This is a genomic window from Neptunomonas concharum, assembly GCF_008630635.1.
Taxonomy (GTDB): domain Bacteria; phylum Pseudomonadota; class Gammaproteobacteria; order Pseudomonadales; family Balneatricaceae; genus Neptunomonas; species Neptunomonas concharum.
In genome coordinates this window covers 3,534,637-3,547,253 of sequence record NZ_CP043869.1, presented here as the reverse complement: position 1 = coordinate 3,547,253, position 12,617 = coordinate 3,534,637, and the positions used below count along the sequence as shown (strand labels likewise).

The 12,617-nt window shown below is 45.2% G+C and carries 12 protein-coding genes; 11 read left to right on the top strand and 1 reads right to left on the bottom strand.

What is annotated here, in order from left to right:
- Positions 1 to 7: 7 nt before the first annotated feature.
- Positions 8 to 1,573, bottom strand: coding sequence for an ABC transporter ATP-binding protein (locus F0U83_RS16850; protein WP_138986649.1), 1,566 nt, complete (start codon positions 1,571 to 1,573; stop codon positions 8 to 10).
- Between the two features lie 339 nt (positions 1,574 to 1,912).
- On the opposite strand from F0U83_RS16850, the gene F0U83_RS16845 reads away from it, so the two are divergent.
- The 11 genes from F0U83_RS16845 to F0U83_RS16795 all read left to right on the top strand — a co-directional run bounded on the left by F0U83_RS16845 (position 1,913) and on the right by F0U83_RS16795 (position 12,606).
- A complete protein-coding gene (locus F0U83_RS16845) occupies positions 1,913 to 3,100 on the top strand; it encodes a urate hydroxylase PuuD (RefSeq protein ID WP_138985902.1) in 1,188 nt (395 codons plus the stop codon).
- Positions 3,101 to 3,202: 102 nt separating this feature from the next.
- Positions 3,203 to 4,804 carry a GMC family oxidoreductase gene (locus tag F0U83_RS16840; protein WP_138985901.1) on the top strand — a complete coding sequence of 534 codons (1,602 nt, stop codon included), beginning with the start codon at positions 3,203 to 3,205 and terminating at the stop codon, positions 4,802 to 4,804.
- 722 nt (positions 4,805 to 5,526) lie between these two features.
- Positions 5,527 to 7,425: a tRNA uridine-5-carboxymethylaminomethyl(34) synthesis enzyme MnmG gene (mnmG, locus tag F0U83_RS16835; protein ID WP_138985900.1), complete on the top strand. Its 1,899-nt coding sequence runs from the start codon at positions 5,527 to 5,529 to the stop codon at positions 7,423 to 7,425.
- Entirely contained in the window at positions 7,425 to 8,054 is a 630-nt protein-coding gene (gene rsmG / locus F0U83_RS16830; RefSeq protein ID WP_138985899.1) for a 16S rRNA (guanine(527)-N(7))-methyltransferase RsmG, read from the top strand. The genes mnmG and rsmG overlap by 1 nt, the downstream gene beginning before the upstream one ends.
- A gap of 2 nt (positions 8,055 to 8,056) precedes the next feature.
- Positions 8,057 to 8,863: a ParA family protein gene (locus tag F0U83_RS16825; protein WP_138985898.1), complete on the top strand. Its 807-nt coding sequence runs from the start codon at positions 8,057 to 8,059 to the stop codon at positions 8,861 to 8,863.
- Entirely contained in the window at positions 8,856 to 9,740 is an 885-nt protein-coding gene (locus tag F0U83_RS16820) for a ParB/RepB/Spo0J family partition protein (RefSeq protein ID WP_138985897.1), read from the top strand. Before F0U83_RS16825 ends, F0U83_RS16820 begins: the two co-directional genes overlap by 8 nt.
- A 182-nt stretch (positions 9,741 to 9,922) precedes the next feature.
- A complete protein-coding gene (locus tag F0U83_RS16815; protein WP_138985896.1) occupies positions 9,923 to 10,339 on the top strand; it encodes an ATP synthase subunit I in 417 nt (138 codons plus the stop codon).
- 16 nt (positions 10,340 to 10,355) lie between these two features.
- Positions 10,356 to 11,192, top strand: coding sequence for a F0F1 ATP synthase subunit A (atpB, locus tag F0U83_RS16810; protein ID WP_138985895.1), 837 nt, complete (start codon positions 10,356 to 10,358; stop codon positions 11,190 to 11,192).
- 95 nt (positions 11,193 to 11,287) lie between these two features.
- The gene (gene atpE, locus F0U83_RS16805) at positions 11,288 to 11,524 is read left to right on the top strand and encodes a F0F1 ATP synthase subunit C (protein ID WP_138985894.1); all 237 of its coding nucleotides are present in this window, start codon (positions 11,288 to 11,290) and stop codon (positions 11,522 to 11,524) included.
- Positions 11,525 to 11,586: 62 nt separating this feature from the next.
- Positions 11,587 to 12,057 (top strand): F0F1 ATP synthase subunit B, encoded by a 471-nt coding sequence (locus F0U83_RS16800; RefSeq protein ID WP_138985893.1) that lies wholly within the window; start codon positions 11,587 to 11,589, stop codon positions 12,055 to 12,057.
- Positions 12,058 to 12,069: 12 nt separating this feature from the next.
- Entirely contained in the window at positions 12,070 to 12,606 is a 537-nt protein-coding gene (locus tag F0U83_RS16795; RefSeq protein ID WP_138985892.1) for a F0F1 ATP synthase subunit delta, read from the top strand.
- The last annotated feature ends 11 nt before the right edge of the window (positions 12,607 to 12,617 follow it).

Sequence of the window (12,617 nt, the reverse complement as noted above, 5' to 3'; positions counted from 1 at the left end):
CGTCTCCTTAATGGGATACAGCGGCAGACGCCGTGTCTGGATCAAAAACACCAGCCATCCATTGACCTACCTCTTCAAGGCTTGTTTCAGGCGTTGGCTTGATGGGCGACAACTCGCCATCACAAATTGCGCACAAGCGATCAGATATCAGGAATAACTCATCAATATCTTCTGATACCACTAAAATTGCAGCGCCTTGATTACGCAATTCGATTAAGGCTTGGTGGATCGCGGTTGCTGCGCCAATATCTACCCCCCACGTAGGATGCGCCGCAATAAGAAGTTGGGGTTTTTGCATGATTTCACGCCCAATAATAAATTTCTGTAAGTTACCACCCGAAAGGCTCTTGGCATGGGTTTCACTATTAGGCGTCTTTACCTTGAACTGCTTAATAATCTTTTTGGCAAAGCTTTCTGTGCCAGCATGATCAATCATCCCTTTTTTCACTAGCCCGGTAAGAAAGCCGGTTAACAGAGCATTATCCTTCAGGCTCATATCCGGTACCGCCCCTCGTCCGAGTCGTTCTTCCGGAACGAAGGCCAACCCTTGGCGGCGACGCTGCTCTGGGCAAAGATGCCCTACTGGGCCTGATGGAAAATGAATAGCATCGTGGTTTTCAACCGTATCTTCACCGCTAAGCGCTGCTAACAACTCCTCTTGGCCATTGCCCGCCACACCCGCTATACCAACAATTTCACCGGCATGAACATCCAGATTGATATGTTTTAAATCAACACCAAAGGGATCATGGGAGATACGATTCAGGCCTCTAACTTGCAAAAAGACGTTCTGGCCCAGTACTTTCTCATAATCCATGCTGATAGGGGTTTCATCACCTACCATCATACGTGCCATGCTCGAAGGCTCTTCTTCTGATGGTATGCAAGCACCAGAAACACGCCCACCCCGCAAAATCGTGGCACGATGACAAAGTGCTTTTACTTCATTTAATTTGTGGCTAATAAATAGAATACTGCAGCCTTCTTCGGCTAACCGGCGCAAGGTTACAAAGAGGGTCGTGACTTCCTGAGGTGTTAAGACAGAGGTTGGTTCATCCAAAATCAATAAGCGAATGTCTTGCACTAAACAACGTACAATTTCGACACGCTGCCGCTCTCCTACCGACAGGGTATGAACAGGTCTTTCAGGGTTCAATGCCATACCGTATCGCGCTGATACGGTACGAATCTTTTCAGCTAATGCTTTTAGATCACGGGCTTCATCGCCCAATGCCAAAGCGATATTCTCGGTCACCGTGAGCGTTTCAAACAAAGAGAAATGCTGGAACACCATACCGATACCCATCTGACGCGCCTGGGCGGGATCTTTGATGCGAACTGGTTCACCTTCCCAGATCATCTCCCCAGCATCCGGTTTAACCACCCCATAGATGATTTTCATCAGGGTACTTTTACCCGCACCGTTTTCACCTAGCAATGCATGTATCTCACCGGGGCCGATGTCTAGGTCGACTCGATCATTTGCTAAACAGCCGGGATACTGTTTTGTAATACCTTTCATGACCAGTCGCTTTGGGCGGTCTGGTTTTATCTCTACCGAGGGAGTCTTCATTCGCGTCCTCATCTGACCATTAAAGCCGTTACGCGTTGTGGCTAGCCACCACACCTTTGCTCTTCAGTAGAAAGCAAATAACTGGCCATCTAGTCAAAAAATTATTCTTATTTTTGGGGCACAATGGCAGAATTAATGCAAAAGCTGACTAATAAGACAAGTTTTTGAGTAACTTAGCTAAATTTTCTGCATAATTAATTTGGCAGAAAATATCTAAAATTTATTAAAAAACAATTAGTTATTTACAAGCCATAGATGATAACAAGCCTTTTAATAAATCGGCCAGTGCACCTCAAAAACACATTTTATCATGATAGTGGCTCAAAATGAGGCAGGAAAATGGATCCTTACTTAAACGACTGGATCAGTTTATTACTACGTTTTTTGCACGTAGTCACCGCAATCGCCTGGATAGGGGCTTCCTTCTACTTCATTTGGCTCGATAACACCCTGCAAACACCTCCTAAATGGAAGCAAGACAAAGGGGTTAGTGGCGATCTATGGGCAATACATGGAGGGGGCTTTTATGAGGTCGCAAAGTATCGTCTTGCACCCGAACAGATACCTGACACCCTTCATTGGTTTAAGTGGGAAGCCTACAGCACATGGATCACCGGCTTTTTATTGCTTATTTTGATCTATTATATCGGCGCTGATGCTTACCTTATTGATCCTAACAAGGTGGACCTTAGCCAAACCACCGCTATCTTAATCAGCCTGACGACACTGGCAGGAGGCTGGGTTATTTATGAGGCTGCTTGTCGCTCTCCCTTAATCCAATCAGGCTTAGGGTTTGGCTTGGTGATGCTGGTGCTTCTCACGCTGCTCGCTTGGGGCCTAGACCACATATTTAGCGATAGGGCAGCTTACCTTCATATTGGCGCATTAATCGGTACCTGTATGGCTGCAAATGTACTGACCGTCATTATGCCCTCCCAACGGGCATTGGTAGCAGCGGTCGAGAAGGGTGAAACTCCAGATCCACGCTTTGGCCTCAATGCAAAGCGACGCTCAGTACATAATAATTATGCGACCTTGCCTGTACTTTTTATCATGCTAAGCAATCACTACCCTATGACCTATGGTCATGAGTACGGCTGGCTAGTGCTTGGTTGCATCATTCTGATCACCGCTTGGGCAAGGCACTTTTTTAATTTGCGCCACCAAGGCGTGGTGAAACCTTGGATTCTTATCTCAGCATTTGTGGCCTTTGCCGCACTTGCATGGGTATTGATGCCACAATCCACCGCACAAAACACAACGACTGAACGGCTTAGTGATCGTCAAGCTATCGCCCTGATTAAAGATAAGTGTGCTAGTTGCCATAGCCAATCTCCCAGCGACGATGTTTTCACCGTTGCGCCAGCCGGGGTTACTTATGATACAGAACAAGAGATTCTCAACTGGCTACCTCGCATTCAGGCTCGCGTGATTATGAGTAAAGATATGCCGTTTATGAACAAAACACAGATGACAGAGCTACAGCGGTCACAGCTCGCTGATTGGATAGCCAACAAGCTACCCTAGTCATCAAAAAGCAACATCACTCTGTTTTTATACACAAAAAATTGATACAAAGTTTCTAAGAATAAAAATAAAAATGCCATATATGGCTCAAAGGAACAGCATATGTACCCATGCGAATATCAAGCTGACTATATTATCGTCGGTGGTGGTTCTGCCGGTTGTGTAATGGCAAACCGCCTTTCAGCAGACCCTAATAACCAAGTTCTATTACTAGAGGCGGGTGGGACAGATAGCTATCCTTGGATCCATATACCGATCGGCTATATCTACACCATGAACAACCCTCGAACAGATTGGTGTTTCAAAACAGAACCCGATAAGGGCTTAAACGGTAGGGCACTTAACTACCCTCGCGGTAAAGTCCTCGGCGGTTGCTCCTCTATTAACGGTATGATCTACATGCGCGGCCAAAAGCAAGACTATGATCACTGGGCGAGCCTAGGCAACGAGGGGTGGAGCTGGGATGACGTATTACCTTACTTTTTAAAATCCGAAGATCATTATCAAGGAGCCTCGCCGATGCATGGCGCAGGCGGTGAGTGGCGTGTCGATCAGCAGCGGCTCTCTTGGGTAATTCTTGATAAGTTCCGCAGTGCTGCTGCTCAAACGGGTATACCCTCCATAGAGGATTTTAATACCGGCGATAACGAAGGTTTCAGTTACTTTCAGGTCAATCAGAAAAACGGCCAACGGTGGTCAACCGCTCGTGGCTTTTTGCAGCCAGTAAAGAATCGTCCGAACCTCACTGTTATTACCCATGCCCACGCAGATCGTCTGCATCTTGAAGGCAAAAAGGTGAAGGGGATTGCTTTTGATATTAAGGGCATTCCAAGTTATGCCAAAGCCCGAAAAGAGATTATTCTCGCCGCAGGGGCAGTGGCTTCGCCGGCTATTCTTGAACGATCCGGCATCGGCCATCCAGATTACTTAAGAGAAAAAGGTATTCACGTTTTACACCCATTACCTGGTGTAGGTGAGAACCTACAAGATCATCTTCAAGTGCGTGCAGTCTTTAAAGTATCTAACGCAACCACCTTAAATGAGCAAGCAAACAGTCTGGTTGGAAAAGTTAAAATGGCATGGAACTACGCGATACATCGTCGTGGTCCGCTAGCCATGGCACCTAGCCAATTAGGTGGCTTTGCCAAAAGCTCTACACACTATGAAACGGCTAACTTGGAGTACCATATTCAACCACTTAGCTGCGATAAGCTTGGAGACCCCTTACACCCATTCCCCGCTATCACCGCATCGGTTTGCAACTTACGACCAAAGAGTCGTGGTAGTGTCCATATCCGCTCTATCGACCCTTATGATCATCCTGTAATACAGCCTAATTACCTGAGTCATCCTGAAGATCAGCAAGTCGCCGCCGATGCTTTAAAGCTCACACGGCGTATCTGCCAAGCCGATGCTTTACAACCTTTTAAACCCGAAGAGTTTAAGCCCGGTATCGATATTCAGAGTGATGAAGCTCTCATCAAGGCTGCTGGTGATATAGCAACCACGATCTTCCATCCGGTAGGAACCTGCAGAATGGGGCAAGATGATAATGCCGTTGTAGACCATCAATTAAAAGTGAGGGGCTTGTCAGGCATTCGAATCGTTGACGCCTCCGTCATGCCTACAATCACCTCAGGAAATACCAACTCCCCCACAGTCATGATCGCAGAAAAAGCATCAGATATGATCCTTAACCCCTAAAGCCTGAATGTTGAGGGTATGTTCGTAGCACTGTGGACATATCCTTTCTTTTAAAAATCCACGATTTGTGGGGATAAAATACGAGTTATTCACAATTAAATTCACAAAAGATACTCACATTAAAACTTATATACAAAAGTAACTATTTGTTTTTAATGTTAAATTTATAGATACTCCAGAGTTATCCAGTGTTAACATCTCTCATTAGCGAAATACTACCTGAATAAGTGTAAAAATCAGTGGAAGCAAACTATCAACACTTTACACAGATTTATTCACACATTACTCCAACATCTATCCCTAACTTTTCATTAAATTATTTGCTTGTGCATAACATCTGTTTCAATAGGTGAAGTTATTCATAGTAAGGGTGTGTATAATTACCCCTGTGCATAAAGTGTTGTTTTACACACACCTTATAAACGGGTTAAGCAGTGTTGCTTGACAGCTTAAAGGCCTAGTTTTAAATCACATAAGATAATGTAATTAAAGGAATTTTATGGTTTATATACATAAAAGGCCTTACCTAATAATAACTACAATAACTATCTTATATATTTATTCATATATTCTTTCTTTTTATTAATAAGCAAAAAGACCAAAAATAACATTGATCATTTTTTATACATTTCTTCTACTTCACTTGCGCTGTATAATGCATTCCCCTTTTTCAGCCAAACTTCTGATTAAGAAGTAGATTCGATTTTAATTGAGGTAAGTGAGTGGACTATCCTGATCGTTTTGATGTCATTGTTATTGGTGGTGGCCATGCTGGCACTGAGGCTGCTTTAGCAGCTGCACGAATGGGTGCACAAACCTTATTGCTTACCCATAACATCGAAACCCTAGGGCAAATGTCATGCAACCCAGCCATTGGCGGTATTGGCAAGAGCCACCTTGTTAAAGAGATAGATGCACTTGATGGCGCAATGGCTAGAGCAACCGATAAGGGTGGTATTCAATTTAGGGTACTTAACTCCCGAAAAGGACCGGCTGTTCGTGCTACTAGGGCTCAGGCTGATCGTATTCTTTACAAAGCAGCAATCCGTGAAATACTCGAGAATCAAGTTAACCTGTCAATTTTCCAGCAAGCCGCAGATGATTTAATTGTTGAACAAGATCAAGTTAAAGGAGTGGTTACACAAGCAGGTATTCGCTTTTTTGCAGAGCAGGTGGTTCTAACCGCAGGTACCTTTTTAGGCGGTGTTATCCATATTGGTATGGATAATTACTCGGGTGGTCGTGCAGGTGATCCACCATCGATAGCCTTAGCTAAGCGGCTTCGTGAGCTACCATTTCGTGTAGAGCGATTAAAAACAGGTACACCACCGCGTATAGATGCCCGCAGCGTTGATTTTTCTGTGATGCAAGAGCAACCAGGGGATACGCCCACTCCGGTTATGTCCTTTATGGGTTCTTTAGCTGAACATCCTCGCCAAATCAGCTGTTACATAACACATACTAACGAGCGTACTCATGATATTCTGCGCTCAGGTTTAGATCGCTCCCCCATGTATACGGGAGTCATCGAAGGTGTTGGTCCTCGTTACTGCCCCTCCATCGAAGATAAAATTATGCGCTTTGCCGACAAGGATCAGCATCAGATTTTTGTCGAGCCAGAGGGTTTAACTACGAATGAGCTTTACCCTAATGGCATATCAACCAGCCTACCCTTTGATATTCAGTTAGCTGCGGTTCGTTCCATTCGAGGTTTTGAAAACGCACATATACTGCGCCCGGGTTATGCTATTGAGTACGACTTTTTTAATCCGCAAGATCTAAAACACACCCTAGAAACCAAACATGTCAATGGGCTCTATTTTGCGGGCCAAATCAATGGCACAACCGGATATGAAGAAGCTGGGGCACAAGGGCTACTGGCAGGACTCAATGCAGCAGCCAGAGCACTAGACAAAACCCAGTGGTACCCTCGCCGTGATGAAGCATATATTGGCGTCTTGGTTGATGATCTAATCACCTTAGGCACGTCAGAACCCTATCGTATGTTTACCAGCCGAGCTGAATATCGCTTGATTCTGCGTGAGGATAATGCGGATCTTCGACTAACAGAAAAAGGCCGTGAACTGGGCTTAGTGGGTGATGAACGATGGGCCGCTTTTTGTAAAAAGCGCGAGGCTATCGCTTTAGAACAACAACGTTTAAAGACCACATGGATACAGCCAGGCACACCAGAAGCTGAAAAAATCAAAGATAAGCTCTCTTCACCAATGACACGTGAGTACAATCTAGCTGATCTTATTAAACGCCCTGAACTTACCTATAACGATGTAGCCTGTCTAAAAGGGGAAGTCGCTTCTGATGATCCACAAGTTGCCGAGCAGGTTGAAATACAATTCAAATATGACGGCTACATAAGCCGCCAAGTTGATGATATTGAGCGAATGCGTCAGCAAGAGAATACCGCTTTACCTGAAGACTTCGACTACGATGGTGTGGGTGGGCTCTCTAATGAGCTGAAAAGTAAGTTACAACAGCAAAAGCCGGTGTCTATTGCTCAGGCAGCACGAATACAAGGAATGACACCTGCAGCGATCTCGTTACTGCTCATTCACCTGAAAAAGAGACAGATGGTTAAGAAGCAGCAGAAGGTGCAGGCTTAATGGATTTGACACAAGAGCGTGATCTACTGGTCAAGCATACGAATAATTTAGCATTGACGCTCACGGATGAGCAGATCGATAGTCTGATAACCTATCTGCAATTGCTCGTAAAATGGAATAAAGCCTATAACCTGACTGCAGTTAGGGATCCAGCGGAGATGGTATCCCGTCACCTGGTCGATAGCCTGAGTGTTTTACCTTATGTCAAAGGCCCCAGAATTATTGATGTAGGTAGTGGTCCGGGACTGCCAGGGATTCCATTAGCGATCTGTCGTCCTGATTTGGCGATAACGACGCTCGACAGCAATGGTAAAAAAACACGCTTTCAGAATCAGGTGAAAGTCGAAATGGGGTTGACGAACCTGACTGTGATCAACGGACGAGCGGAGCAATGTAGTGCCGAGCCTTTTAATGAAGTGATATCCCGTGCCTTTGCCTCAATCTCTGATATGATCCACTGGACAGCTCAGTTATGTCGCCCGGATGGTGTATTTCTTGCCATGAAAGGCGTCTATCCTGATGATGAACTGGCTCAGCTACCCGATATTTACGAAGTGAAAAACAGTTTTAATCTGGACGTTCCGGGGACAGAAGGTGCGCGGCATTTGTTGGTACTTGGGAGAAGATAACCTTGGCAAAGACTCTGACAGTTACAAACCAGAAAGGCGGCGTAGGGAAGACCACCACTTGTGTAAATCTGGCAGCTTCTCTGGCAGCAACAAAAAAGCGTGTATTGTTGGTTGATCTGGACCCGCAGGGCAACGCCACAATGGGAAGTGGTGTTGATAAGCATGAATTAGAAAATTCAGCGTATGAACTTCTGACAGGTCAAACAGAGATAAAAGATGCACTGATCACGGATACAGACGTTGGCTACCACGTTATCGGCTCCAATGGTGATTTGACAGCGGCTGAAGTGGAGCTTCTTCAGATGCCTCGCCGGGAGTTTCGGCTGAAAATGGCATTAGAGCAGGTGGCCGATGATTATGACTTTATTCTGTTAGACAATCCGCCTTCTTTGAATCTACTAACCGTCAATGCGTTAGCCGCTTCATCTGGTGTCATCATACCGATGCAGTGTGAATACTATGCACTGGAAGGGATTAGTGCATTGGTAGGAACGATTGATAAAATCAACAAACGACTCAATCCAGAGCTTAAAATCGAAGGGATCTTACGAACAATGTTTGATCCTCGCATGAGTTTAACAAAAGATGTTTCCAATCATCTGGTTGAGTATTTTGGTGATAAGGTCTATCGCACGGTAATTCCGCGTAATATCCGTTTGGCCGAGGCGCCTTCTCACGGATTACCGGCGTTACTTTATGATAAAAACTCTCGTGGTTCGATGGCTTACCTTGCGTTGGCTGGTGAACTCATCAGAAAAACCGCTCAAGAAAAGCAAAAAGCGCAGCAGGAAGAAGTAAAAAATGGTTAAAAAAAGAGGCTTAGGTCGAGGATTAGACGCTCTGCTAGCTGGCGTTAATAGTGAACCACAAGTTGCTGAAGAAGCGGAAGTGTCTGCTAATAACGGTGACGGCTATCGACTGATGTCAGTCCACAATATTCAACGTGGCCGTTATCAACCTCGACGAGACCTCGAACCTGCTGCATTAGAAGATCTGGCAAACTCTATCAAAGTACAAGGGGTAATGCAGCCGATCGTTATTCGCCCCATAGAGAACGGCCGTTTCGAAATTATTGCAGGCGAGCGTCGTTGGCGTGCCTCCCAAATGGCAGGTCTGGATGAGATACCCGTAGTCATAAAAGATGTACCCGATGAAGCTGCAATCGCTATGGCGCTGATCGAGAATATCCAGCGGGAAAACCTTAATCCAATGGAGGAAGCGATCGCTTTGCAGCGGCTTCAGGATGAGTTTGAGTTAACCCAGCAAGAAGTGGCTGACGCAGTAGGTAAATCCCGCTCTGCAGTCGCTAACCTGCTTCGCTTGATGAAGCTTAGTGATGATGTCAGAAAAATGCTGGAGTATGGTGATATTGAAATGGGCCATGCGCGAGCGCTTTTAGCGCTTGAAGATGAGCAACAAGTCGCAGCTGCCCAAGAGGTGGTTGGAAAAGCACTTTCTGTAAGACAAACAGAAGAACTCGTGAGAAAGTGGCAAGCTGGGGAGCCGATTAAACCGGCGAGACAACCCAAAGAGGTTAATCCACAACTGGAAGAAATTGCAGGTAACCTGTCCAAGCGTTTGTCTACAAAAGTTCAGATTAACCAAACATCCAAAGGCAAAGGTAAAATAACCATCGCATTTGATTCACCTGACAGCCTTGAGGCCATTTTACAAACATTGGGATGAGTAAAGGGCTGAATTAGGCTTTGCGCATGTTTTTCATTCTTTAGAGTGATCTTTGTTAAGACATTAGTGCAAAACCCCTATTGGTCGGTTGAGTCTGTGCCGTTTACCCCATATAATCGGCACGCGAATTAAGATGAGCTGCACCAAATTAGGTATAATGGGCCAAAAAATCGAACGTATCTGTGAGTGACGCTAAAGACACAGCACCTAAGAGCAAGTTTGTAAAACGAACTCATAAAAAGGTGGTTAGAATTTTCCAGATACAGGTAGCTTTTACGGTAGCTGTCGCTTTTTTAGCAGCGTTTTATAGTATTACAGCTGCGTATTCAGCCCTTTTAGGTGGTTTGTTGTACTTGTTACCTAATATCTTTTTTGCGTGGCGTGTCTTAAGCCGTCAGAGCAACACTCCTAGAGGAGTACTGGCGGATATGTATATTGGTGAAATATGGAAAATGGCGATAACGATCCTCTTGTTTGCGGTGATCTTTATCTTAGTTCCGACGGTGAGCCCATTTTCCTTATTTCTTACCTTTATTCTGCTGCATATATTGAACTGGTATTTGCAGATGAAGATAGATTACCGATTCCTTAAACTTTGAAACGAGAGAACTGAGAATGGCTAGTAGCGGCGACACAGTAACATCCTCAGAGTATATATCCCACCACCTGACGAATCTGACATTTGGCTATCATGAGCAAACTGACATGTGGCGCTTTGTCGATACCGCTAACGGTATCATGCCAGAGGATTTCGGATTCTGGGCAATTCACGTGGATACTATGCTCTGGTCTATCGGTCTGGGTCTGTTTTTCATATGGTTATTTAAGAAAGTTGCAAGTGCTGCAACGGCAGGTGTACCTGGTCGTATGCAAAACTTTGTCGAAACAATCATCGAATTTGTTGATGATAACGTTAAGAGCATCTTTCATTACAAAAATCCGGTTATCGCTCCTCTGGCGCTAACGATTTTTGTATGGATTTTCCTGATGAACCTAATGGATTTGGTGCCAATCGACTGGATTCCTTTCTTTGCCCAACAGATGGGCGTTGGCTACATGAAAATTGTACCAACAACCGATCCTAATGCGACTTTGGGTATGGCGTTCAGCGTATTTTTCCTGATCGTTTATTACAGTATCAAACAGAAAGGCGTTGGCGGATTTTTAGCAGAGCTTTCTTTCATGCCTTTAGGTAAGTGGTTCCTGCCATTTAACCTGTTCCTTGAGATTGTTGGTCTATTGGCTAAGCCAATCTCTCTGGCGCTTCGTTTGTTCGGTAACATGTATGCAGGTGAGATGATCTTTATCCTGATTGCATTGTTACCATTCTGGGCACAATGGTTGTTGTCTGTGCCTTGGGCAATCTTCCATATCTTGGTAATCACATTGCAGGCCTTCATCTTCATGGTACTGACAATTGTATACCTAGCTATGGCTCATGATGATCACTAAATAGTGTACGGGTTTAACTGAACTTTTACCTAAGCGTAAAGATTTAACTTTAACTTTGAAACTTTAACTTTGAAACTTTAAGTGGAGAAAAACTGATGGAAATGGCTAACGCTTTAGTATTCCTGGCTGCTGCAATCCTGATGGGTCTTGCTGCAATTGGTGCCGCTGTTGGTATCGGTAACCTAGGTGGCAAATTCCTGGAAGGCGCTGCGCGTCAACCAGAACTGGTACCTCTGTTACGTTCTAACTTCTTCATCGTAATGGGTCTGGTAGACGCGGTACCTATGATCGGTGTTGGTCTTGGCATGTACTTGATGTTCGCTGTTGCGTAACTCCCAGATAGAAATATCTACATTGAGTTATTACGTAATAATTAACAGCGAGAGGTAATGGCGTGAATATCAATCTAACCATCATTGGTCAGGCCATCGCATTCGCTATCTTCGTTATGTTCTGTATGAAGTACGTGTGGCCGCCGATTACGGATGCCCTAGCAGAACGTAAAAAGAAGATTGCAGAAGGTCTGGACGCTGCTGAACGTGCACAGCGCGATTTACAATTGGCACAAGAGAAAGCCGTTGAAAACTTGCGTGAGGGCAAAGAGCAAGCAGCCGCCATCATCGAACAGGCTAATAAGCGGGCTAACCAGTTAGTCGACGAAGCCAAAGAGCAGGCGCGCCTAGAAGCGGAACGCATCAAGGCAGCAGCTCAAGCAGAAATCGAACAGGAAGTTAACCGTGCGAAAGAATCACTTCGCTCACAAGTTGCTGTACTTGCAGTAGCTGGTGCTGAAAAGATTCTTGAAACTTCGGTTGACCAGGCAGCCCACGCTAAGCTGGTTGATAAACTGGCAGCGGAGCTTTAAGCGAGGTTTACGATGGCTGAACTCAATACAGTCGCTCGTCCCTACACAAAAGCTGCATTTGAGTTTTCTTTAGGTAAAGGAAACTTGGATCAGTGGTCCACCATGCTATCAACCGCTGCAGTTGTAGCCAGCGATAGTGAAATGGTCAGTGTATTGGGAAACCCTGCGCTTACGAGCGAGCAAAAAGCAGGCGTTATGATTTCAGTGTGCGAAGAATACCTGGATGAATCCGGTAAGAACTTCATCGCACTACTTGCTGAAAATCAGCGTTTGGGTTTGCTTCCAAAGATTAGCGCGCAGTTCGAGCAGCTCAAAGCCAATCAGCAGAAGTCTGTCGATGTCGACGTGACAACTGCTTATGAACTGGATGAGCAGCAGCAACAGAAATTAACTCAGGCACTCAGCGCTAAGCTGGGTCGAGACGTAAAACTCACTTCCAGCGTTGATCAATCAATTCTGGGTGGTGTGGTAGTACGCTCTGATGACCTGGTAATCGACGGCTCAGTTCGCGCCCGTTTGGCGAAACTAGCTGAAGCACTGAATTCCTGAGTATGAGGAAT